This is a genomic window from Rhodopirellula sp. UH5 (genome assembly GCF_056839225.1).
Genome location: NZ_CM166390.1, coordinates 1,459,121 through 1,483,763, shown reverse-complemented (window position 1 = coordinate 1,483,763; position 24,643 = coordinate 1,459,121). Strand labels below are relative to the sequence as shown.

18 protein-coding genes are annotated in these 24,643 nt (G+C 57.0%); 12 read left to right on the top strand and 6 right to left on the bottom strand.

Going from position 1 to position 24,643, the window contains the following annotated elements; genetic code table 11:
- Window positions 1–283 precede the first annotated feature (283 nt).
- Entirely contained in the window at window positions 284–652 is a 369-nt protein-coding gene (locus UH5x_RS05570) for a hypothetical protein (RefSeq protein ID WP_053061113.1), read from the bottom strand.
- On the opposite strand from UH5x_RS05570, the gene UH5x_RS05565 reads away from it, so the two are divergent.
- Entirely contained in the window at window positions 651–803 is a 153-nt protein-coding gene (locus tag UH5x_RS05565; RefSeq protein ID WP_482635019.1) for a hypothetical protein, read from the top strand. The genes UH5x_RS05570 and UH5x_RS05565 overlap by 2 nt on opposite strands.
- 329 nt (window positions 804–1,132) lie before the next feature.
- Here the strand turns inward: UH5x_RS05565 and UH5x_RS05560 are convergent, their stop codons facing one another.
- From UH5x_RS05560 to UH5x_RS05550, 3 genes are all read right to left on the bottom strand, one after another.
- Window positions 1,133–1,321, bottom strand: a complete 189-nt coding sequence (locus UH5x_RS05560) for a hypothetical protein (protein WP_482635018.1) — start codon at window positions 1,319–1,321, stop codon at window positions 1,133–1,135.
- A gap of 6 nt (window positions 1,322–1,327) precedes the next feature.
- Window positions 1,328–1,798 (bottom strand): c-type cytochrome, encoded by a 471-nt coding sequence (locus UH5x_RS05555; RefSeq protein WP_482635017.1) that lies wholly within the window; start codon window positions 1,796–1,798, stop codon window positions 1,328–1,330.
- Window positions 1,799–1,929: 131 nt separating this feature from the next.
- Window positions 1,930–2,406, bottom strand: coding sequence for a CBS domain-containing protein (locus tag UH5x_RS05550; protein ID WP_482635016.1), 477 nt, complete (start codon window positions 2,404–2,406; stop codon window positions 1,930–1,932).
- A gap of 786 nt (window positions 2,407–3,192) precedes the next feature.
- Here UH5x_RS05550 and UH5x_RS05545 point away from each other — a divergent pair.
- From UH5x_RS05545 to UH5x_RS05535, 3 genes are all read left to right on the top strand, one after another.
- Window positions 3,193–4,824 carry an AMP-binding protein gene (locus UH5x_RS05545; protein ID WP_482635015.1) on the top strand — a complete coding sequence of 544 codons (1,632 nt, stop codon included), beginning with the start codon at window positions 3,193–3,195 and terminating at the stop codon, window positions 4,822–4,824.
- Window positions 4,821–4,967 (top strand): hypothetical protein, encoded by a 147-nt coding sequence (locus UH5x_RS05540; RefSeq protein ID WP_482635014.1) that lies wholly within the window; start codon window positions 4,821–4,823, stop codon window positions 4,965–4,967. Before UH5x_RS05545 ends, UH5x_RS05540 begins: the two co-directional genes overlap by 4 nt.
- A 122-nt stretch (window positions 4,968–5,089) precedes the next feature.
- Complete coding sequence (locus UH5x_RS05535) at window positions 5,090–5,560, top strand: Hsp20/alpha crystallin family protein (RefSeq protein ID WP_482635013.1); 471 nt, start codon at window positions 5,090–5,092, stop codon at window positions 5,558–5,560.
- Window positions 5,561–5,632: 72 nt separating this feature from the next.
- On the opposite strand, the gene UH5x_RS05530 is transcribed toward UH5x_RS05535, so the two are convergent.
- Window positions 5,633–6,559, bottom strand: coding sequence for a PAC2 family protein (locus tag UH5x_RS05530; RefSeq protein ID WP_482635012.1), 927 nt, complete (start codon window positions 6,557–6,559; stop codon window positions 5,633–5,635).
- Window positions 6,560–7,136: 577 nt separating this feature from the next.
- Between UH5x_RS05530 and UH5x_RS05525 the strand changes: the two genes are divergently transcribed.
- Window positions 7,137–7,730, top strand: coding sequence for a DUF21 domain-containing protein (locus UH5x_RS05525; RefSeq protein ID WP_482635011.1), 594 nt, complete (start codon window positions 7,137–7,139; stop codon window positions 7,728–7,730).
- Between the two features lie 93 nt (window positions 7,731–7,823).
- On the opposite strand, the gene trxC is transcribed toward UH5x_RS05525, so the two are convergent.
- Complete coding sequence (gene trxC, locus UH5x_RS05520; protein WP_047813971.1) at window positions 7,824–8,237, bottom strand: thioredoxin TrxC; 414 nt, start codon at window positions 8,235–8,237, stop codon at window positions 7,824–7,826.
- A gap of 1,306 nt (window positions 8,238–9,543) precedes the next feature.
- Between trxC and UH5x_RS05515 the strand changes: the two genes are divergently transcribed.
- The 7 genes from UH5x_RS05515 (at window position 9,544) to UH5x_RS05485 (ending at window position 22,795) form a co-directional block, all read left to right on the top strand.
- Complete coding sequence (locus UH5x_RS05515) at window positions 9,544–13,005, top strand: PSD1 and planctomycete cytochrome C domain-containing protein (RefSeq protein ID WP_482635010.1); 3,462 nt, start codon at window positions 9,544–9,546, stop codon at window positions 13,003–13,005.
- Window positions 13,006–13,017: 12 nt separating this feature from the next.
- Window positions 13,018–14,475 carry a DUF1501 domain-containing protein gene (locus UH5x_RS05510; protein ID WP_482635009.1) on the top strand — a complete coding sequence of 486 codons (1,458 nt, stop codon included), beginning with the start codon at window positions 13,018–13,020 and terminating at the stop codon, window positions 14,473–14,475.
- A 1,653-nt stretch (window positions 14,476–16,128) separates the two neighbouring features.
- Entirely contained in the window at window positions 16,129–16,326 is a 198-nt protein-coding gene (locus UH5x_RS05505) for a hypothetical protein (RefSeq protein ID WP_482635008.1), read from the top strand.
- Between the two features lie 167 nt (window positions 16,327–16,493).
- Window positions 16,494–16,937 (top strand): cyclic-phosphate processing receiver domain-containing protein, encoded by a 444-nt coding sequence (locus UH5x_RS05500; RefSeq protein WP_047816948.1) that lies wholly within the window; start codon window positions 16,494–16,496, stop codon window positions 16,935–16,937.
- Between the two features lie 522 nt (window positions 16,938–17,459).
- On the top strand, window positions 17,460–18,125 hold the full coding sequence (locus tag UH5x_RS05495) for a hypothetical protein (RefSeq protein ID WP_482635007.1): 666 nt from the start codon (window positions 17,460–17,462) through the stop codon (window positions 18,123–18,125).
- A 435-nt stretch (window positions 18,126–18,560) separates the two neighbouring features.
- Complete coding sequence (locus UH5x_RS05490; RefSeq protein WP_482635006.1) at window positions 18,561–21,308, top strand: PSD1 and planctomycete cytochrome C domain-containing protein; 2,748 nt, start codon at window positions 18,561–18,563, stop codon at window positions 21,306–21,308.
- A gap of 26 nt (window positions 21,309–21,334) precedes the next feature.
- Window positions 21,335–22,795 (top strand): DUF1501 domain-containing protein, encoded by a 1,461-nt coding sequence (locus UH5x_RS05485; RefSeq protein ID WP_482635005.1) that lies wholly within the window; start codon window positions 21,335–21,337, stop codon window positions 22,793–22,795.
- Window positions 22,796–24,643 lie beyond the last annotated feature (1,848 nt).

Here is a 24,643-nt window from a genome sequence, read left to right as displayed (position 1 = left end):
GCGTGGTTGCTTCCATGTCCAACCGGGGCTATCGCCCAAACGGCTCACATGGTGATGCCCGATCATTCCTGCCGACCTGCTTAAGCGGAGCGCACCAGACGACGAAAACACGTTGCGTCCCAGGGCCGTTGCATCCAATCGGTCTGCTGACTTGCGAGATTCTGCCAGCACCTTCTCAAGCAAGTGTGACATCCAGAACTGGGCTCGAAGGGCAACGCAAAGATCGGCCCGGACCGTCACAACGAACGGCCCCGACCGATCCGGTTGATGCGATCAAGTGGGATCACCAGCTCCCGCCGGACGAGCCATAGCTGCGGACGCGATAGTATCCCCCACTGCTGCCGCCGGACGAACCGCCGGACGAACCGTAGCTGCGGGCGCGGTAGGCACCACCAGAACTGCCGTGGCTTGCTCGCTGGACGGTGATTCGATGTCGAACTCGAGCGACGATGCGTCCCGAACTTCCACCGCTGCTGCCATAGCTTCGGGAAACGTAGCCTCCGCTACTTCCGCCTGAGCTTCCGTAGTTGACCGCATAGCCGCCACTGCTTCCGCCGGAGCTACCACCACTGCTCCCCCAACCCGCGTCGACGGAGTTACCACAGGCCGCCATTGCGATGGACAGCGTCATCGTCAGTGCAATCTTCATCATGTCAGTACTCTTCCATTCGTTGGATCATGAATCGCAAAATGCAAACACACAAACGATCAGCGAAACCATTTCGCCGATTGAGGCCGCTGTGCTGCAAAGCGTCGATGCGTCGGATCGCACATCGCGTACCACATTGGGGGCACCGGCCTGAATGAGGTCCTAAGCAGGTACGCAGGAATGATTGGGTTTCACCTTGTGAGCCGTTTGGGCGTTAGCCCCGGTTTTGCGTGGGAACCGTGGCTAACGCCAAACGGCTCACATACCCGATGACACCTGCGTACCTGCTTTGCGTTCTTGGCATCGTGAGTGGATCACCATCAGCGGAACCATGCGGACTTCCCTGACGCTTCGGCCGGACCCCTGTTCGTGTGCAGCGACCGGAGGTTCGCCGAGCGAAGCGGGACGCTATGGATGCGAGAGACAACAGAGAAAATCAGGAAAGCGATGATCCTCCGCCAAACCGCTCCGTTGAGTGTGCAACTACGCCCACTGTCGCTGGTCGAGATGGGCACGGCTGAGCCAGTCGCCAACGACCTGCTCATTCAAGTTTCCGCCCGCGGGGTCTGTCACACGGAGCTCGACGAGCACTGCCTCAGCACCAATCGTTCGAATCGAATTGGCGGAAAGGGGCATCCACATCGTGGTGCGGCCGCCAAGTTTCGATTGCATCCTGGTTCAGAATGAATAGGGACCGTACGGCGTGGGTTCGTATGGTTTCACCGAGTAGTGCGATTCCAAAAATGTGACCAGGTCGATCAGTTGCTGCACGGTCATCACCTCGTTGTAGTTTCGCATTTTGGATTCCCCTTCACTTGCGATGTCCGCTTGGTCAAATCCCTTGGCGAATCGGTGCGAAGGGTTGATGATCGACGTGACCAGGTCACCGTAGGTTTGAACGGCCATTTTCTCGCCGCCCAAGGCGACAACCTTTTGATCCGTGGAGTCTGAGTCGGACGACTGTTCCGTGTCATCGAAAGTCACGCCAGCCACGGTGTGGCACGCTTGGCAATTCAACTGCTCGAACGTGGATTTCCCTCGCGTGATGTCTCCTTCGGGCAGCGTGAATCCCTTTCCTGATTTCGGGTCGGGAGTGCATCCGATCAGCCCCAAAAGCAACACCCCAAAGAGAATATGAATCGTCTTCATCACGAAACTCCCATTTTGGTTGGCGCGAAATCAATGACGTGTTGCACTACACAACCCGTCCCAGTTGTCGTTTTGAGGCGGCAGGGATCGCCCACATTGACCAAGGCCACAGCGTATGATTTCCCTTCGATTCATGCGGGTGTGGCCGCCAGACGCACGAAGTCAATGGATGACACCATCCCCACCAACTGCTTCCCTTCCGTTGTGATCGGAATGTGATGCACTTGATGATCGAGCATCAAATTGGCGACTCGCTGCAATGGATCATCGGGCTTGGCGGTGACTGGCTTGGAGGACATTGCCGTGGTGACTTCGTTGTTACCCAACGTGTCGCGAATCAACTCGGTCAGCCAGAAACAATTTTCATAAACCGTCATCCGATCCTCCAGCGATTGCTCGGCGTCCTGCACCAATCGCAGCAAATCCGTGACAGTCAGGATGCCCACCAATTGGTCGTCATCGTTGACCACCGGCAATGCTGACACATGATTCTCGTTCAGTTGGTCGACGGCGTCTTGGATCGAGTCGGTTTCATGCAACTTCACGACGGGATGCTGCATCACGCTGCTGACCCGAAGAGCTGATGGGGTGGTCGATGCGGTGCCCATGTCTTTTCACTTGGTGAGAGGGGGAACTGGCAGTGCACGAGGTCGCAAGTCCTTCACCTCGAAGTGAGCAACCTCGTTCACGACGGCAGAGTCGTTGACGCCGAAGCAGGTCGCTGTGCGTTGGCGTCGGGCCTCGGGCTGGCTTGAGCCAAGCTTGTTTGTATCTCCGATGCACGGTCCGTGCCAATCGTTGCCGCATCCTTCGTCGCGGAGAACGTCCAAACAAGCATTGGTTCCTGCTTGGCTCGCCAGCCCAGGAATCTGGCGTCGCTTGGCACCATTGACCAATGCCCTCAATGAATGCTCGACGCCCAACGGCTCGGCATTGCAGTGGATCAGCACAATGATCATGCCGCCATCCATCCAGTTGTATCAGCGGCTAGGAAATGTGACCGCCCCTTCACTTTTACTTGAGCTCCGTTGTGTTGGACCGATTCCGCTTCCGCGAGTGAGCCACCCACGATCATGTAACGTGGGCGGGTTCGCACGCCTTGCGCGGATGCGGACAAGATGCCAAACGTCGTTGCACAACCGAAAACTCAGGCATGAGGGTATTTCTTCCTCGACTAGCCGGGACGAACGCCCAAACGGTTCACATCGTCGATGTCAGATCATTCCTGTCCACCTGCTCAGCCAGCTTGCACTTGTGTGTTCCGCGGGATGAAACCAGAAACGGAATGGTGTTTGCGGCGAGAGAATCACGGTGCAAGTTCGATCGAAACGAGTGCTCTGACTTGCCCATTGGACAGATTCGTCAAATCTGTTTCCTTCTCGCTGGCCAACAGCATGTTCCCCCTGCAAGACTTCATTCGCACGTGTCGGTCGCGCCTCTTTCGCCGCCAAGCCGCCGATTCGACCGGCTTGGATTTGTCAGGGGGACGCTTGCTAGCGGCCGCCTTGGTCACGCGTCGAGTGTTGATGCGATCGGGAATCGTCAACGACAAAGACGTCATGATTGGCGTGCTCTTGCCGCCTTCCGTTGCCGCCGTGTTGGCGAACGTTAGCATCGGCTTGGCTGGCAAGGTGGTGGTGAATTTGAATTACACATTCACCAACGAACGAATTCAAAAGTGTCTCGACGAGTGCGCAATCACACACGTCCTTACCAGCCGTCAATTTCTAAAGCGGCGTCCCTATGAGGTGGAGCCCCAACTCGTTTGCATGGAAGACCTGATGCAACAGGCGACTTGGTGGGACAAGTCCGTCTCCGGCCTGATGGCCTATTGCTTGCCCAGCATTTTGCTCGATCGAGTACTTGGACTTCATCGCACGAGTGCCAACGATTTGATGGCGGTCTTGTTCACGTCCGGAACAACCGCTGATCCCAAGGGCGTGATGCTGTCACACGGCAACATGGCCGCCAGCATCGACGCGATTCGCCAAAGGTATCGCGTTCGGCCGGATGATGTCGTGCTAGGAATCCTGCCGACCTTCCACGCATTCGGGTTCTCCGCCACGCTGTGGTTGCCGTTCGGGTTGAACATGACGGCGGTCTATCACTTTGATCCGTTCGGAACAAAGGCCATTGCCAAACTGGCCAAGAAATATCTCGCCACGGTTTTGTTCGCGACGCCCACATTTTTAAAAGTGTACCAGCGACGATGTCCAGCAAATGCTTTCCCCGCCTTGGACTTGGCCATCGTCGGTGGTGAACGACTCGAGCCAAGCACTGCGAATTCGTTTGCTGAGAAATTCGGCGTCACCCCTGCTGAGGGATACGGGACAACCGAGCTGTCTCCATGGGCGTCGGTCAATGTGCCGGTGCATCGCTCGTTCGCACCGTCGCAGTTGTTCGACCGGAAAGGAACCGTCGGCCGCCCGGTTGCTGGTGTGCAAATACGGATGGTTGCTCCCGAAACGCGCGCTGAAGTGCCCGTTGGCGAACAGGGGCTGCTGCTGGTTCGCGGTGCCAACGTGATGCTTGGCTACTTGAACCTGCCCGATAAAACCGCCGAGGTCATGGTGGACGGATGGTACAACACCGGCGATTTCGCGAGCGTTGACGAGGATGGCTTTGTCACGATCCAAGGACGCCAGCACCGCTTCTCAAAAATCGGCGGCGAGATCGTGCCTCATGCAGCAGTCGAAGAAGCGATCGAAGAGCTGCTTCGAACAAACAACGCCAATGAGGAACGTCAGGTCGCCATCACGGCCATTCCCGATCTCAACAGGGGCGAACGTTTGGTCGTTGTTCACACCCCTTGGAGAAACACGTCGGCAGCCGACATCACGCGAAAACTTTCGGAAGCGAACGATCTTCCTGCTGTCTGGATTCCCAAGCCCGTTGACTTCATCGAAGTGGAGACGATCCCGCTGACCAGCCTGGGGAAACTCGACCTCGGCGAACTCAGACGAATCGCCATGCAACGAGATGTTGACATGAACTTCATTCACACCCATGCACCGGAGAAGTCTTGAGACGTGGTTCGGCAGGTCTGCAAATGAAATGCAGCGAGATCATCGAAGCAGAAGACATCTATCACCGAATCGCCGAGTTCATCCATGCGTTGACGCACCGGAAGCAAGCAGAAGACAAGATGCAATGGTTCTTTGGAACATGACTTGCTTTTCATTTCAACTGTCGTTGTTTAGGACTGGCGAAACAGAAACGTCCAACTCGCTGTGAAGTTGACTTCTCATGGTCAGTCCGATCTTTGGAAATCAAACTCAAGGAACCCAAAAGATGTTGAAGTACTTGGTCCCCTGGAAACACCAAAGCGACTCCGAATTGATGGAAGCCGCACCGCAAAACGATTTGACGCAGTTTCGTGCCAACTTTGACCGCATGCTCAACAAAATGTGGAGTGCTGATTTGGATGACACCTGGAACAACGGTTGGGGCTGCGAAGTCCAGGACACCGAAGACGAAATCGTCGTCCGTGCCGAAGCACCGGGATTTGAACCGGACGAAATCGACGTGAAGTTGTCTCCGGGACGCTTGGTCATGCAAGCGGAGCACAAGACCGAGCAAGACTCTTCCCAAAATGGCAATGGGCACTTCAGCAGCTACGGCAAGTTCTACCGAGCAATGAGTGTGCCGTCAGGTATCGAAGCCGACAACATCGAGGCCATCTATAAGAATGGCATCGTGGAAGTCCACTTGCCCAAAGGCGAAGAAGCCAAGGCCAAACGCATTGCGGTGAAAGCCAAATAGCACCACCGGCAGTTCACATGATCGGTTGGATCTGTCCGCTCGGACGGATCCAACCGATCTTTTTTTGTGATGTCATGGCGACTTGAATAGATCCAAGAACCGATCCTCGTAGTCTTCGAAAACTTGCAATCGGTCCAGCTCCGCTTTCAACTCAAACGCGCGGCTACGGTCAGCAGCGGCGATCTCAAACAGCGATTCAATGCGTTGTTCGTCTTCGTCGGATAGTTGCGAAGCGACCTTCCAATCTTCGCCTGCCGGTTCCTCCGCTTCCTCGGGCTGAGGTTCCAGTTTCCGCCGCACCTGGGCCACAATCTGCCCCAATCGATGCTCCGTTTGTTCGGCGTGCTGTGCCAATTCGGCTAAGTCCATTTCAATCTGGGACATCTGCAAGAACACCCGCAGCACAGCCAGGGATGCCTTGGGGTACAGCAACTGGACAAACAAGTGCGGCATCTCGCCCAGCAAGCAAACGCCCGGCATCCCCTTTTCGGCGGCCGCTGCCAACAACACGCCATTGAGCCCACCGATGTGCCCGTCATCGAGAATCTTCACGCCGAAGGGCTCGATCTCGTCGAGCAACGACTGCTCAGTCGCGGCCGCGAACACGCGAGCGTCGGTGCCCGGTTGCATGTCGGTGGCCATTGCCGCGAATGTGAACAATCGCTCGACACCGTGGTCCCGAGCGAAGTCGATTAGTCGTTCGCAAAACGGCAACTTGCCCATTTGCGGTTGAAACTCGCCAATGAACACGATGACGTCACGTCCACCCGGCGGTGCCTTCCATGCAAACACTCGGCTGCGCGGTCGATGGGGGCGCTGCACCAAGCCATCCTGCACGATCGCGGAGTCCACATCAAACAGTTCGTCCGCTGACATCTCCGCGAATTGACTCATGCCCAACTTGGACATCAGGTAGTAACCGGCACTCAAGGCCACGTGCCCCATACCAGGCCAAACGGCAATCAACCAAGGGTGATCGAGTTTTCTTGTTTCAGTCATTGTTGAACCTCCGCGTCCCATCGCAGCAAGATCCGCGCCACCTCTTCGGCCCGTGAATTGCAATTTCGCAAGGTAGAAAAATGCGTTTCATGCACCTCAGGGAGCAATCAAACATGAGCCACACGATGATCTATCAAAACGTTCACGGCGTCGAAGCATTTGTCATCGAGATGGAAGATCACGACCCCGAAAATCACGATCATTCACCCCGACTCGAAGCAGATCGGCAGGAGTCTTTCGACATTGGAACCGTTTTGAGTCGCCTTGTTGCTCCTCGTGGTCTTTCAGGACTTGTCGTTAGGGTAGTGGACGAGGTCACGAGTCCTGAACCGGCGTCGAATCCAAGGACTCGTGGCCTCGTCCACTACGATTAACTCTAACTTTTAGCTTTGACGGACCACTAGGTACAACCAGGATGAACACCCAAACGGGTCACATGGTTGTGCCAGATCACTTCTGCCGATCTGCTTCGCGGGCAAAACGATGCTGTCTTGGTCGAGTTCGTGGCAGATCACCGAACCCCTGTGCGAGTGAGCCCCAGACCGGCGGGGCTTCCGCACGAGAACAGGAAATTGGAATGGCAACGCTGATCTTGCTTTTCGTCGCGTTCATCATGTTGTCGGGCCTGATGGCCGCGGTGGACGCGGCGGTGCTGAGCGTGACCCAACCAGAAGTCGAAGAACTCATCCAGCTTCAACGTTACGGTTCCAAGCGACTGAGCCAAGTCAAGCGTCGAATACGTGATTCCGTTGTCGTGATTGTGATTGCGACCAATACGATCAACGTTCTCGGCCCCGTGCTTGTGAGCCATTGGGCATTCACGCTCTATGACTCGCAGGCGGCAGGGGAGGTGCAAGACAGTGAATTTTCTCGCTATCCCATTTTCGGCGCAACGATCGACGAAGTCCAAGGCATTCTCTTGGCTCGCGATTTGTTTCGGGCGATCATCCGTGGTGACTCCCAAGAATCCGTGCTGTCGTTGGCGGTCGAACCGTTGGTGGTTGATCCCGAATATCGCAGTGACGATTTGTTGACCATGTTTCGCGATCAGCACGTGCATCTGGCCGTGGTGCAGTCCGCCAGCAGGACCTTGGGAATTGTCACCTTGGAAGACGTGCTGGAACAACTCGTCGGTGCAATTGACGACGAAACAGACGTTTCGGCCGGCTGACCGCGACTTCGCTGCTTCACGGGACCGATCAGTGCCGCTTCTCAATCTCGCCGCCCCGCCTGCACAGCGGCCCTCAGGTTCATAACGATTTCGCTATGACACGAACTGGGCGATTTGTTGTGCATTGAGCACTCCCGACTGTCTGGCCACTTCCACGCCATGTTTGAACAGAATCAAAGTTGGGATTCCTGAGATGCCAAACTTCGATGCGGTTTGCGGGGCCTCTTCGGTATTGAGCTTCGCCAGAATGACTTGCGGGGAGAGCGTCGTCGCCGCCTCGGCGAAGGCAGGGGCCATCATGCGACATGGACCACACCACGACGCCCAGAAATCGACGAGGACTGGCACTTCGGTTCGGCCAACGAACTTGGCGAACGTCGCTTCGGAAAGCTCGACGGGGCGATTGGGCAGCAGCGGGGTTTTGCACTTCCCGCACACGGGTTTGTCGTGTCGTTTGGCTTCCGGCACTCGATTCAATGCCGCACACTGGGAGCAGACAATATTCAATGGAGGGGACCTTGTTCGGAAAGGGAGACGGATCTGGCAATCATGTTGGCAGGAGCCATCCGACAAAGCAACTTGAGTGCCGATTCGCCATCCGCCTCATCTTATCGCTCGACACCTGTCACCGCTCCGCGGCTTGTCGAGCGTGAGGGCGAGCCCAAGACCTCGGGTTGAAAACCCGAGGCTAACAACTGTCACCGCTCCGCGGTTGTTCGAACGCCCCGACACCCACCACCAGTCGCGGAGCGACGGAAGCCGAAAGCCTTGGGTTTTAACCCAAGGTCACACGCCCACGACACAAAGTCCCCCAAGTCGCGGAGCGACGACAGTTGTTTCCCCACCCCGTCGTAGAACAATCCCCCACGTCGAATCCCCGTACACTGGGCTTCCAAGCCCGTCGAAATGGAGCCCGACGCGTGAGTTTTGAAGTTGCGTTTTTGCAGTCGGTTTTGTTGGCCAACGGCCATCCTCATCGAAGCCAGGGGCATCGCCCCTGGAATCGAGAACGAAGGGAAATTGGTTGGCCAACGGCCAACATCAACCCACACGTTTTGGATTGAACTTGGCCGTTGGCCAAAATGGAAGTGTGTTTTCCTGGTCCACGGGCGTTGCCCGCTGGCTAATGGTCTGTCAGGACTTGTTTTTAGGGTAGTGGACGAGGCCACGAGTCCTGAACTGGCGTCAAATCCAAGGACTCGTGGCCTCGTCCACTACGATCATCCCTCACTTTTAGCTGTGACAGACCACGAGTTTGAAAAAGGCCGTTGGCCATCCGTCGAAAAAGCGCAATTTCAAAACGCGTCAGCAAGGCCCACGCGGCATGCCCAACGCCGGCCCCATCCGGGGCCAGGATCGCCGCCACGATGCTCCTCCGGTCCGTGCGCCGTCGTGGCCGCCACCGCCCAGATTTTGAAATTTACAATTTGCAGTTTCACTTTTTCAATCGATCTCCCATCTCATCGCTCGACACCTGTCGCCGCTCCGCGGCTTGTCGAGCGAGAGGGCGAGCCCAAGACCTCGGGGTGAAAACCCGAGGCTAACAATTGTCACCGCTCCGCGGTTGTTCGATCATCCCGACATCCACCCCCAAGTCGCGGAGCCAACATGATGCTCGGGGCACGCATGCCGACCGGACCAAACCGACGGTGTATTCTCGGCCGGTCAGTAAAACACCGGCGAGTTACGCTCAAAACTTCGATCGTGTGCCGGCAGGCAGGGTCAGTTACAATTTGCTCTGCTGGGCCCTGTCACGCACCTCCGGGTGCGTCCCACCTTCGGGGCCGTTTCATGATGAAAGAATAGGTTTTCAATGATGCTTTCGTTGATGTCTTCTCAACGAGTGCTTTCTGTCTGGATGCACCAAACCGCCCGGTACCTCACGTGTTTGCTTGCCGTGGCGTTGTTTTGCGCTGGTGCGTACGCCGATGGTTTGAATCCCCGTGAGTCGTTCTTTGAAGAAAAGGTTCGACCGCTGCTGATTGAACACTGCTACGAGTGTCACGGGGATGCACTGCAGGAATCGGATCTGCGATTGGATTCGCTGGGGACAATCTTGCAGGGCGGCATCAGTGGTCCAGCAGCAGTTGCCAAGAACGTCAATGAGAGCCTGATCATTGATGCGGTGCTTGGTCGACGCGGGATGGAGATGATGCCGCCGGACGGGCCGCTGGAAGAAGATCAAATCGTGACCCTGCGGCGTTGGATCAACATGGGGTTGCCGTGGCCCGCAAGTGCTCAGGACATGGCAGAGTCCGATGCCGCGGACATGACTCCGGCACTCGGTGACCAAAAGGCGATCGGTCGCGTCGCCGAGTCACACTGGGCATTCCAACCGCTGCAAAAGCCCCAGGTTCCCACCACATCGAAACCGGCGGACCAGACCGCGGCGAATCAAAAAAAATCGGCCCATCCAATCGACTCATTCATTGCCGCCTCGCTTGACCGTAATGGATTGACGCCAGGAAAAACCGCGTCTCGTGAGGTGATCGTCCGCAGGCTGCACTTCGACCTGCTGGGGCTGCCCCCGACGTACTCTCAGGTGCAAGCCTTTGTGAATGACGAACGCGACACGGATGTGGTGGTCTCGGAATGGATCGAAACGTTGTTGGCCGACCAGCATCACGGCGAACGATGGGCACGCTACTGGTTGGACCTGGCACGCTACGGTGACACTCGCGATTGGCAGGCCCAAGCCGAACTTCGTTACCCGTACGCCTACACCTATCGCGACTACGTGATCCAGTCGCTGAACCATGACAAACCCTACGATCAATTTGTTCGCGAACAGATCGCAGCGGATTTCTACACCGAAGACGCCGATTCACCCTCGCTGGCGGCACTGGGCTTCTTGACCGTTGGCCCCCGTTTTCGCAACAACCGCCTGGAACAGATCGCGGACAAAATTGACGTGGTCGGTCGTGGGTTGATGGGAATCACGGTCAGTTGTGCACGCTGCCACGATCACAAATACGATCCGATCCCGACGGAGGACTACTACTCGTTGTATGGCGTGTTCGCGAGTTGTGCTCTTCCGGAGACACTGCCGCGGATCGACACGGACGTTTCATTCTCCGATGAATTGAAAGCGGATTTCCAGGCTCAACTAACCGCCAAGCAGAATGAGCTCGCCGAGTACAAAGCAGACTTGCGAAAGCAAGCGATCGCGGATTTGAAAAAGCAATTTCCGACGTACCTGGACGGCTTCTATCTGCTGTCGATCGCTCGCGGAAAAGAGATCCGTGGTGTGATTGGCCAATTGAAGATCAAAGAGACCGCGATGACGCCGCTGAACGCACGCTTGGCGGCGGACTTGAAGAATCGTTCCGATGTTTCGCATCCCATCCTGGGCCCATGGAACCAAGCATTGGGCGCAAACACGAAACAGTTCGACAATCAATTGCCTCGCTGGATGAAATCGTGGCGGAAGAACAAGGATCTCAATCCGCTCATCCGCGATGGCTTGGTGCAATCGAATCCCAAGACGCAGCGTGAATTGATTGCCGCTTATGCAGGCGTGATGGACGACGTGCTGAAGGCTTGGGACGCGAAGTCGAAATCGGCGGACGTCAAGAACGACAATCAAGCGATCAAGCTGGTTGATGCAAACCAAGAAGCAATCCGTCAGATCCTGATGGCTGACGGAGGTTGGTTTGACCTCGACGTGGAAGCGGTCGCGCGAGCGTCACGTTTGCTAGGCAAAGGACGCAAGGCTCTGGGGGATCGCGAAAAGGCCATCGCCGCGGTCGAATCCACTCACCCGGCCGCGCCTCCACGAGCGATGGCATTGGTCGACCTGAAGAAGCCCGTCAATCCGTTCGTGCTGCTGCGTGGCGAAGCGAACCGTCGTGGCGATCGGGTGCCGCGTCAATTTTTGTCGTTGTTGCCCAACGTCAGTGACGGCCCCTTCACCGATGGCAGCGGCCGCCGCGAACTTGCCGAAGCGATCACGTCAGCGGAAAACCCATTGACCGCTCGTGTGCTGGTCAACCGCGTTTGGGCTCGTTACTTCGGCCGTGGCTTGGTCGATTCGTTGGATGACTTCGGATTGCGAAGTTCACCTCCATCGCACCCGGAATTGCTCGACTGGTTGGCCAGCGAATTCATTGAGCAAGGCTGGTCGATGAAATGGTTGCATCGCACGATCACGACCAGCCACACCTACCAGCAATCTTCTGAACTGCGAGAGGATGCTTTCGCGGTCGATCCGGAGAACCGTTGGTTGTGGCGGCAGAATCGTCGACGTCTCGATTTCGAAGCGATGCGGGATTCGATCGTCTCAGTCGCAGGCACGATCGATCTCACCGTCGGTGGACGCTCGGTCAAGTTGAGTGAAACGCCGTACACGACTCGGCGCAGTTTGTACGCTTACGTCGACCGTCTGGAACTCGATCCGATCTTGCGGACGTTCGACTTTGCATCGCCAACCGCATCCGCGGCCTCGCGGGCGGAAACCACCATCCCGCAGCAGGCTTTGTTCTTCATGAACCACCCGTTTGTTGCCGAGCAAGCGCGTGTACTGGCCGATCGTGTTGCCGACGAAGCCGATGGCAACGACGCCGACGCGGCGACGATCACGGCGCTCTACCGGCGAGTGTTTTCGCGTGATCCGTCAGCGGATGAAATCACGATGGCAAAACGGTTTCTGGTCGCCGCTGCGGACACCGACGGGCAGGCTCTCGGTGGAGTTTGGCAGTACGGTTGGGGAAACATCGCCAGCACGCCCAAGCATGCCGGTGACCCAGCCGACGACTTCACACCCCTTCCGTATTGGTCCGGCAAATCCTACCAGGCATCGGAAGCATTCCCTGACCCGAAGTTGAAATTCCTGCGGTTGTCGGCCACCGCGGCACATTGCGGCGTCAATCCAGCGCACAGCATCATTCGCCGCTGGGTGGCTCCGGCCGATGGTGCGGTCCGAATCGCCAGCAAGGTGACGCATGCCAGGCCCAATGGGGATGGCATCACAGTGTCGATTCGAAGCGGTGACTTCCGCACGACAGACAAAGTGGCTCGTGGAACGATCAAACCGTCGGTGCCCCGGTTACCAGTGAAGGCGGGCGAGGTGATCGATTTTGTCGCCAGCCCAGGAGCCAATTCGAATTCGGACTCTCACACCTGGACGATCACGATTGCGGGCATTGGCGGTGAGCTCAACGGCGATCGCTGGCAGTCCCAAAAAGACTTCGCGCCTCCCGCACCGCAACCGCTTGGTCGTGTCGACCAATTGGCCCAGGCCCTGATGTTGACCAATGAATTCCGTTACCTCGATTGAGTGTCACCCGTGATGTTTGAGAACAATTTCATCGACCGCCGATCGATGCTTCGTCGCAGCGGGATGGGCATGGGGATGCTGGCACTGGCCGGCGTGCTGCGAGATGGCGGCATGCTGGGTGATGGCATCGGCGCTTCCGGCCGGCTGTTCGCTGCCGAGGCGGCGTCTCCCGAAGGAAACGCCAACAGCTTGGCAGTCCGGCCGACGCACTTTCCTGGCAAAGCCAAACGAGTGATTCACTTGTTTGCCAATGGTGGCCCCAGCCAGATCGACACGTTCGATCCCAAGCCGATGCTGGCCAAGATGCATGGCAAGACGCTGGACGACAAACTGAAAAACAACCGGCGATTGGGCGGGGTTGCGCACCAGTCCAAGTTCAAGTTTCAAAAGCACGGCCAATCGGGAATTGAAATCAGCGAGTTGTTTCCCGAACTGTCCAAGCACGCGGACAAGTTGTGCGTGATTCGTTCGATGGTCACCGATGTCCCCAATCACGAGCCCGGTTTGATGATGATGAACTGTGGCGACATCGTCCGGCCGCGGCCCAGCGTCGGCGCGTGGATGTTGTATGGCATGGGCACTGAAAATCAAAGCTTGCCCGGCTACGTCGTCATGTGCCCGTCCGGTTTGCCAACCGCTGCGACGGCGAACTGGCGGAACGCGTTCTTGCCGGGCATCTTTCAAGGCACGCACGTTGACACGCAGTACACCAACCCAGAGGAATTGGTTGCCAACATCGACAACGAGTACTTGGTGCCGTCCCAGCAAAAACGGCAGATGGATTTGATCCAAAACCTGAACCGGATGCACCTGGCCGAGCGCAGTGACGATGCCCAGTTGTCCGGCCGCATCGAGTCACTCGAGCTTGCCTTCCGGATGCAGGGGGAAGCACGCGATGCGTTTGATATCTCCACCGAAACCAAAGAGACGCAGGAGATGTACGGCGATTCGCTTCAAGGCCGTCAGATGCTGATCGCACGGCGGCTGAGCGAACGCGGCGTGCGCTATGTCCAGGTCTATCATGGTGCTGGCCAGCCCTGGGATTCACACGCATCGATCGAACGCAATCATCCTCGGCTGGCACGTGAATGCGATGGTCCCATCGCAGCACTCTTGCAAGACCTGGAGCAGCGAGGGTTGTTGGACGAAACGCTGGTGATTTGGGGTGGCGAGATGGGCCGCACACCCACGGTTCAATTGCCCGTCTCAGCGAACCCGGGACGCGACCACCATGACAACGGGTTCACCGTCTGGATGGCTGGTGGCGGTGTCAAAGCGGGCACAACGTACGGAACCACCGACGAAGTCGGTCTGAGCGTTGCCGAGAACCCCGTGCACGTCCACGACTTGCATGCCACGATCTTGCACTTGCTCGGCTTTGACCACACACGGCTCACGTATCGATACGCAGGCCGCGACTTCCGCCTGACCGACGTCCACGGTCACGTCGTCCACGACATCATCAGCTAGTAGGCGGTTGCCATCGGCGGATCGCGAAGTCCGCGAAATGCATTCAATCAACAGCCCGCCAATGGTCCCTTCCACCAAAGGCCGTAGCGAAAGTCGTCAAGACTTTCGGTTTCCCCGCCACCAACGAACCTCTCAACGAGTTCCGCTACCCTCAAACTGAGTTGAAACAGACCACAAGCGAGGGCATCGCCATCCCTCAACGCCCCGGCAGGGGCCGTCGTCGATCGCTCGGGGCGGAAGCCCCGAGACCAAAGGCAACACAAAGAATGTCGCCCCGGACGGGGCCGTCGTGGGAACGGGCATCCAACTCGACAACGCCCCGTTCCCTTGATTTGGCCGCAACTTCGTTTTGCGGTAAGTCGATGGACGAAGTCAGAGTAGAACAGTTGTCCCCAACTGTTCCGTCGGGCAACCCTCCACCGCGAAGCCTCGTTGCAACGAAGTCCCTGTCAAAACATTCGCGTCATGCTGCTCGACGACAGCGGCCAGCCACGCAAACATTTGGGGACAAATGTTCTACTCTCATTCCATGCTCGACCTCCGCACGCAACTTCGTTTTACGGAAGCGAATGGACGAAGTCAGAGTAGAACCGTTGTCCCCAACTGTTCCGTCGAGCAACCCTCCATCGCGAAGCCTTGTTGCAAACAAGTCCCGGTCAAACCGTCCGCGTCATGCTGCTCGACGACAGAGGCCAGCCACGCAAACATTGGGGGAAAATTTTTCTACTCTCCCCTCATGCTCGAACTTCGCACGCAACTTCGTTTTACGGAAGCGAATGAGCGAAGTCAGAGTAGAACCGTTGTCCTCCACTGTTCCGTCGAGCAACTCTCCACCGCGAAGCCTCGTTGCAACCGAGCCCATTTCAAACCGTCCGCGTCATGCTGCTCGACGACAGCGGCCAGCCACGCAAACATTTGGGGACAAATGTTCGACTCTCATTTCATGCTCGACCTCCGCACGCAACTTCGTTTTGCGGAAGCGAATGGGCGAAGTCAGAGTCGAACAGTTGTCCCCAACTGTTCCGTCGAGCAACCCTCCACCGCGAAGCCTCGTTGCGACCGAGCCCATTTCAAACCGTTCGCGTCACGCTGCTCGACAACAGCGGCCGACCACGCAAACATTGGGGGACAAATGTTCGACTCTTATTTCATGCTCGACCTCCGCACGCAACTTCGTTTTACGGAAGCGAATGGACGAAGTCAGAGTAGAACAGTTGTCCCCAACTGTTCCGTCGAGCAACCCTCCACCGCGAAGCCTCGTTGCGACCGAGCCCATTTCAAACCGTTCGCATCATGTTGCTCGACAACAGCGGCCAGCCACGCAAACATTGGGGGACAAATGTTCTACTCTCGTTCCATGCTCAACCTCCGAAGCAATGCCGCAAGGTGCCATCCAGCTACGCAAGTTGGTAGGATGGATTGGGCAGAACCAGGGCGAACCGTTTTGGCGTTCGCCCTGGGCTGCTGAACGTCTGATCTTCCAAGCAACGTAGGCTTGCGTAAGCGTTTTCCCGAAGGGATTGCAGACATTCGCCGTTGGTTGGAACGCGGTGAACACCACCGACTTCCAGTTTTCAGTTCAGGGCCGACACAAAGCCAACGACAAAAACGCGTCCTGTCCAATTTTTCAAACAACCTGGCTTTCGCAACGCAATGACCGCAGTGAATGCTATTCATTTGATTTACGCTGCCATTCTGCTGGCTTTTGCAGTTCCGGTTCTTCGCGCGCAGTGCACCATGCCGCAGAAGCAGGCGATCGCACGGATCGGAAAACTAATGTCGATACTCTCGGTCATTTCGATTGCTTACACGCTGCTCGCCGCATGGATCCTGACCACGATCGACAACTGATATCGTCGAGAGAATCACAGGGCAAATTTGCGGACGAACAGTTCAAAACGCGAACCATGGACTCATCGATGACGCGCTTCACTTTCGATTTGGCTAACATGAACTCAACTTGGCGTTGCTCGGTCAAGCTGCCGTTCCCCGACTGAACCTTGTGGTGCCATAGACGAATGCAATACCTCGTGATGCTCGAAGACGATCTTGACCGCATTTGGCGGTTCAAAACGATCGTCGCGGCGCACTATCCTGACGCTCGACTTGACGTCTATCGAACCGCTCCCGCCTTCATCGCGGCGTACACGAAACTTGCCTCGCCCCCGTGTTTGATCTGCCTGGATCACGATCTATTTGTTGATTCGCCAAATGATCCAGATCCCGGAGATGGTCGTGATGTGTCAAGGTTCCTCACCACCCAAGAAGCGATTTGTCCTGCGCTGATTCATTCGACGAATGCGCCCGCCGCCGACAGCATGATGTTCTCGATGCGGGATGCAGGATGGACGGTGGATCGAATTGCACCCCTCGGCGACGACTGGATCGAAACGTACTGGTACCCCACCGCGAAACAAATGTTGGTTGAAAACACTTCCACGGACAGGGAAGACGGTTGCTAGCCGTCGCATGCAATGAAACGGCGATTCGGAGATTGCACGAACGATGGACACGCTTCCGCCGCCCCCTATCGCCTAAGCAAGTTGTTGATGGAATACGTCTGTCAGATCGAGCCATCAGGCGATGGGCGATTGCCCACGGTTACCGGAGACGATCCAGATCGCGATCGCATTCCGGCTGACTCAATCAAGAGGTCGCCGAGCAACGAGCGAAGAGGAAAGACGCTACGTTGGCTCGACTACCGCTCACTTCGCAAAGACGGTCGCTGCAAACCGTGACCTCAAGACGAAGGGCACTCCAGCGAGGAGCGCCGGGCGGCCGACTACGACTTGACAAATGAAACGCCTCTGCCGCGTCCCAGTCATTCCGGACAAGATCCGAGAACAAAACGGCGCCCAGAATTCAGTGCTATTGAGCCTAGTCGGAAACGGTATCCTTCACCCTGGTTCAAGACAAAGTCTCTGCAAATGACGTTTTCAGCCCGCCCATCTCAGGTGTCTTTGACTCCCCTTGTCGTGTTCCTCATGGCGGTCCCATTGCTCGGTTGCGATCGAGAGACAGACGATCGTCTACCCACTGCTTCGCAGATACTCGACCGGATGGCGACCACCTATTCTGAATGCCAAACCTACACCGATTCAGGCACACTCACGACAACGTACCTGTCCGATGAAGGCGAATCCTCGGAGGTCAAACCGTTTGCAACCGCCATGATTCGTCCGCATCAATTCCGTTTCGAGTTCAGTGTCGAGGGTGATTCGCAGTCCCGATACATCGTTTGTCGAGACCAGGGTCAGGTACGGACGTGGTGGGACGTTGGGCGACGATCAGAACGGCCCTACTCATTGGGCCTTGGGTTGGCAGGCGCGACCGGCGTCTCGGGAGGGTCTGCCCACACCATTCCAGCCTTGCTACTGCCAAGAGAAGTCGGCGGGCGCAAGTTGACAGACGTTACCAAAACGAAACGAGGTGATGACCAGCAACAGGGCGATCATGCGTGCTTCACAATCGAAGCCCAGTTTTCTGGTGACCCGATCACGATCTGGATCGATCAAGAATCCTACCTTGTCCGTCGGATCGACAGCCAATCTGAATTTGATGACTTCACGTCGCAAGACGTGACAATCTATGACCCCGTAATCAATTTCACCATCGATCCATCTTTGCTGAAATTTCGTGCACCCTACTAAGCAAGTCGGCAGAAGTCCCTCGGCATTTCAACCGCTTTGGCAAGCGTGCTCGTGCCCATGCACGACCGGGGCGAACGCCCAAACGGCTCACATCGTTCTGCCCAGTCATGCCTGCCGACCTGCTCATCGCCTGCCTTCAACTTCGCCAACGACACAAGCTGGTTCGTTCCGGCATTCCCTTTCGCGTGCTTCGTTTCTTTCATGGTGAAAACGTCCTTGAAAAGTTCTGTATGATCTCTTCTCCGGTTCCCATGCACATCGAACGGAATGCTTCCTCCACGGCGGAGGAAACGAACGCATCGCGTCGAGATGACGTCGCTCAGGAGAACCGGCACGTTCAACCTGCCGCGTTTCGGCCACCGCAGCAGCGATTGCTGTGCAAGCACCGGCGAGGAAGGGCATACTGGTAGGGCGATGCACCTCGAAAGCGGGAATATGAAACCAAAACAAGCAAGCCAGTCCTTCCAGGCCCAATGTCTGCTCGCTGTTTCGCTGATAGTTTTTTCAGCGTGCGAAGCAGGAGCGGTTGATTTTGCAACCGAGATTGAACCGATCCTCCAGGCTCATTGCCTGGATTGTCATGGGCCGGAGGAGCAGGAAAGTCAATTCCGATTGGATCGCTTGGCGCCGCTGCTCTCTGGCGGGAATTCGGGAGAGCCTGCCGTGGTGCCGGGAAAACCGGATGAGAGCTTTCTGTTGAAGCTGATTCGGCACGCGGAACCAGGCATGGAGATGCCGCCGGGTGAATCATTGCCGAAGGGCGAGATCGAACTGATCGAACGCTGGATCGGCGAGGGGGCCATGACGCCAGAGAGCTATGGCCCCGCGAAAACGGAAGTCGATCTCACGCACTGGGCATTCCAGCCCGTGAAGCGTCCGCAAGCGAAAGGGATCGACGATTTCGTTCGACGAAAATTGACAGACAATGGCTTGACGCAGTCACCTGCTGCCGAGCGACGCGTTTTGGTTCGTCGGTTGTATCTGGCCATGCTCGGGATCCCGCCCACGCCCGAGCAAGTGGATGCGTTCGTGACGGATGAAAGCGAGGATGCGTGGCAGACGCTCGTGGAAACGGTTCTCGCCAGTTCTCACTACGGAGAACGTGGGGCGACGTTCTGGTTGGATTTGGTTCGGTTCGGCGAAACGCATGGTTATGAAATGAATCGTGAGCGACCGACTGCCTGGCCATACCGCGATTGGGTCATCCACTCTCTCAATGACGACAAGCCGTACGACGAATTCGTTCGACAGCAAATCGCTGGCGATGCTCTGGGGGCGGATGTCGCCACGGGCTTTCTCGTGGCTGGGCCAGTCGATCAAGTGCAAGGGGCCGATCCGCAACTGCGGCAGGCTCAGCGGATGAACGAACTGGACGACATGATCAACACCACCGGCACGGCGTTCTTGGGACTGACGACCGGCTGTGCGAGATGCCACAATCACAAGTTCGATCCCATCAGCCAACGCGATTATTACGCGATGCAAGCCGTGTTCGCTGGCGTCCAACACGGCGATCGTGAGTTACCGCCTTCACCCGAAGTCAAACAGCAACTCGCGGCAAACGGGGCGGAGATCGCCGAACTAACGGACCGGTTGAAAAAGTTCATCCCCCAAGATGATTTGAACCAGCGCCCGCCGGTCAATGCCAAGCGGAACGAAGAGGTCTTTGAGAAACGAAAAGCACGTTTCATTCGTTTCACCATCGAAAGAACCACCGGCGGCGAAGGTTGCATCGACGAGTTGGAGATCCACGCGGAAGGGACCAATGTGGCTCTGGCGAGCCGCGGTGCCAAGGCGACATCGTCCGGCGACTTCGTGCATCCCAAGCATCAACTGACGCATATCAACGATGGGCGTCACGGCAATGATCGAAGCTGGATTGTCGACTCGGCCCAAGGCGGCTGGGTCCAAATTGAACTCGACGCTCCCGCCGTCATCGACCGCGTTGTTTGGGGCCGTGATCGGGAAGGCAAGTACGCCGATCGCTTGCCGATCGAGTATCGCATTGAATCCGCGATGGAAGCGAACCAGTGGCAGTTGTTGGCGTCGTCTGCGGATCGAAAAGTTTTCTCAGGTGGCAAACCTTCCGGACCAGAGTATCAGTTTTCGAAATTTTCGGATGCGGAGGCGACCCAGGGTAGAGCGTGGCTGAAGCGGTTGCAGTCGGCTCGCGAAGAGAGGAAAGAACTCGAGAAATCAACACGGGTTTATGCAGGGAGGTTCTCGCAGCCTGGTCCGACGCATCGTCTGTACCGCGGCGAACCGGAGGCCAAGCGTGAGCAAGTTGCCCCGGATGCGATCAAAGTCTTCACCTCGTTGAATCTGGCGTTCGACGCGTCCGAGCGTGAACGTCGATTGGCGTTGGCAACTTGGATTGCCAGCAAAGACAATCCCTTGACGGTGCGCGTGATCGTCAACCGGTTGTGGCAATTCCACTTCGGCACCGGCATTGTCGACACCCCCAGCGACTTCGGGCTCAACGGCTCGCCGCCAAGTCACCCGGAGTTGCTCGACTGGTTGGCCAGCGAACTGATGGATCAGGATTGGTCACTGAAACACATTCATCGACTGATCTTGAATTCTGACACCTGGCGTCAAAGCAACCGGCCGAACGTGGATGCCATGCGAGCCGATGCGACATCGCGTCTGCTGTGGCGATACCCGCCGCGAAGATTGGAAGCGGAAGCAATTCGCGATTCCATTTTGGCTGTCACAGGAGTACTGGATCTGGAAAAGGTGGGCGGTCCTGGGTTCAGTCCGTTCGAAGTCGAGATGGAAAATGTACGCCACTATCATGCGAAGAAAACGTTTGGCCCCGAGGATTGGCGACGGATGATTTACATGACGAAGGTGAGACAAGAACGTGAGCAGGTGTTCGCTGCCTTCGATTGCCCCGATGCGAGCATGGTGGTGCCCAAACGCAGTCGTTCGACCACACCGCTGCAAGCATTGAATCTGCTCAACAGCCCTTTTGTCATGCAGCAAGCCGAGTTGTTCGCGCGACGTCTGGAACGGGAATCGGAAACACGGTCGCAGCAGATCACTCTCGCGTGGCAGTTGTGTTTTCAGCGGGATCCGACCGAGGAAGAATTGGCCGATAGCCAAACGTTCATCCAACAAGAAGGCATCCAGCAGTTCACCCGCGCGATGCTGAATGCCAATGAGTTTGTCTTTGTTCCGTGATCGCCAGCACAGATGAAAAGTGAATCATGACTCCTTTCCTGAATCGACGACACTTTCTGACTCAGGCGACGACTGGATTGAGCAGCATCGCGTTGGCGAGTTTGCTTGATCAACAATCGCTGCTTGCAGATCCGGGGCCGATTCGACCGAAGATTGATCCGACGCAACCCTTCGCGGTTCGCGAAACGCATCATCCCGCGGCGGCCAAAAACGTGCTGGTCATTTTTTGTGCCGGTGCGTGCAGCCAGATCGATACCTTCGATTACAAACCCGAGTTGATCAAACGGCATGGTCAGCCCATGCCCGGAGCCGAGTCGCTGGTGACGTTTCAAGGCGAACAAGGGATGCTGACCAAGAGCCCGTGGGAATTCAAACCGCGTGGCGAGTCCGGCAAGATGATTTCAGATCTGGTGCCGCAACTTGCAGAACTCGCCGACGACATGTGCTTCCTTCATTCGTTGACCGGCAAAACGAACACGCACGGTCCAGGCGAAAATTTCATGTCGACGGGGTACACACTCGATGGTTTCCCCAGCATGGGCGCGTGGGCGACCTGGGCGCTCGGAACCGAGAACGAAAATCTGCCTGCCTACGTCGCCATTGCTGATCCACGTGGCACGCCGCAGTCGAGTGTCAACAATTGGGGAGCAGGGTTTCTGCCCGCAGCCTTTCAGGGAACCGAGCTCAGTGCGCTCCGGCCGCTGGGCAACCTCGACATTCCGCCCGGGGTCAGCTCCAAGACCGATGGAGCAACGCGCGCTTTTTTGGAGCGAATGAACAAGCGGCATCTCGAACACTTCCCGGGCGACAGCGAACTGTCAGCGAGAATTTCCAGCTACCAGCTCGCGGCGCGGATGCAGTTGAGTGTTCCTGAAGTCGCGGATTTGTCGAGCGAACCGCAGAGCATCCTCCGCGAATACGGAGCGGATGATTCGCAGAACACTTTGAAAGCACAATTCGCGAAGAACTGCATCCTCGCGCGGCGACTGATCGAAAACGGAGTCCGCTTTGTGCAATTGTTCAATGGCGCGTATCAAACCGGTGGCGAAGGCGTCAGCAATTGGGACGGACACAAGTCGCTTCAGCAACAGTACAACCAGCATGGTCCGGTGCTGGATCAGCCTTGCGCGGCCCTCCTTCGAGACATGAAGCGGCGCGGGTTGTTGAAAGAGACCCTGGTCGTTTGGATGACAGAGTTTGGTCGCATGCCGACATTTCAAAAGGGCGCCAGCGGACGCGATCACAACCCAGACGGATTCACCGCTTGGATGATGGGAGCCGGCGTGAAAGCACCGTTCACCTACGGCGCGACCGACGAGTTCAGTTACAAGGCCGCCGAGAATGTCACCACCGTGTACGACCTTCACGCCACGATTTTGCATTTGCTCGGTTTGAACCACAAACGGCTCACCTACTATCACAACGGCTTCGAGCGCCGCCTGACGGACGTGCACGGGCAGGTGATCCAAGAGATCCTCAGCACCTGAAACAACCGAGAAATTTGTCCCCGACAATCCTCGCAAACCAAGTCACCAAGCAGGCCGCTCCGGCACGTCGTCCTGCAAGCTGCCGAAACGTTGTCAATCAATCGCGAAGCGATGACAGGCAGTAGCCACGGACGTCAGTCCATGGAAACGTTGCCCAATCAAACGCAAAGTCGCGAAGCGACGACAGGTGTGATCCAACGCCGACCTCCCACTCGAAATCGCTTTTTGTGTCGCACGATGCCGTTCACCAGTCGCCCACGATTGCGTGAGATGATGTTGGCAGTTGTCAATCAATCGCGAAGCGATGACAGGCAGTAGCCACGGACGTCAGTCCGTGGAAACGTTGCCCATCCAAACGCAAAGTCGCGAAGCGACGACAGGTGTGATCCAACGCCGACCTCCCACTCGAAATCGCTTTTTGTGTCGCACGATGCCGTCCACCAGTCGCCCACGATTGCGTGAGATGATGTTGGCAGTTGTCAATCAATCGCGAAGCGATGACAGGCAGTAGCCACGGACGTCAGTCCGTGGAAACGTTGCCCATCCAAACGCAAAGTCGCGAAGCGACGACAGGAGTGTTCCAATCCTGGCCTGCCGCTCAAAACGCTTTTTGGGTCGCACGGTGCCGTCCACCAACCGCCCACGATTGCGTGAGGTGATGTCGTCAGACCCCAATCAATCGCGAAGCGATGACAGGTAGTAGCCACGGACGTCAGTCCGTGGAAACGTTGCCCATTCAAACGCAAAGTCGCGAAGCGACGACAGGAGTGATCCAACGCCGCCCGCCCCATCTGCCCTGCCCCACACCTTCTTCACCCTCCTGGCAGGAGGGTCGAGCGAAGCGAGGCGAGGTCGAACGGTGACTGGGCGACTACGTCTCGATCACTTCACGAACGCAGCCGGTTGTTGACCACGAAATACGCGAACCACACGAAAACGCATCTCCGCTTGCCGTCTTTTGTATGCTCCGTGTCCAGGCCAACCACGTGGCGGGCATGGGATCTGCGAATTCGACCTCCGTCCCCTTTTCGTGGCCTCAAAGAATCGCGAAGCGATGACAGGTAGTAGCCACGGACGTCAGTCCGTGGAAACGTTGCCCAATCAAACGCAAAGTCGCGAAGCGACGACAGGTGTGATCCAACGCCCCCGTCCCTTCTGACCTGCCCCACGCCACCTTCACCCTCCTAGCAGGAGGGGCGAGCGAAGCGTGGGGAGGTCGAACGGTGGCTGGGCGATTGGGTCTCGATCCCTTCACGAACGCAGCCGGTTGTTGACCACGAAATACGCGAACCACACGAAAACGCATCCCCGTTTGCCGTCTTTTGCGTGCTCCGTTCCCTGAGCCAACCACTTGGAAGGCATTCGATTCTCGAAAACGACCCCCGTTCCCTTTGCATCACCCACGCTTGCGTAAGGTGATGTTGCCAATCAATCGCGAAGCGATGGCAGGTAGTAGCCACGGACGTCAGTCCGTGGAAACGTTGCCCATTTATCCGCAAAGTCGCGAAGCGACGACAGGTGTATTCCGACGCCCACGTCCCATCTGACCTGCCCCACTCCTTCTTCACCCTCCAGGCAGGAGGGTCGAGCGAAGCGAGGCGAGGTCGAACGGTGACTGGCCGATTGGGTCTCGATCACTTCACGAACGCAGCCGGTTGCTAACCAAGAAATACGCGAACGACACGAAAACGCATCCCCGTTTGCCGTCTTTTGCGTGCTCCGTGCCCAGGTCAACCACGTGACGGGCATGGGATCTGCGAATTCGACCTCCGTCCCCTTTTCGTGGCCTCAAAGAATCGCGAAGCGATGACAGGTAGTAGCCACGGACGTCAGTCCGTGGAAACGTTG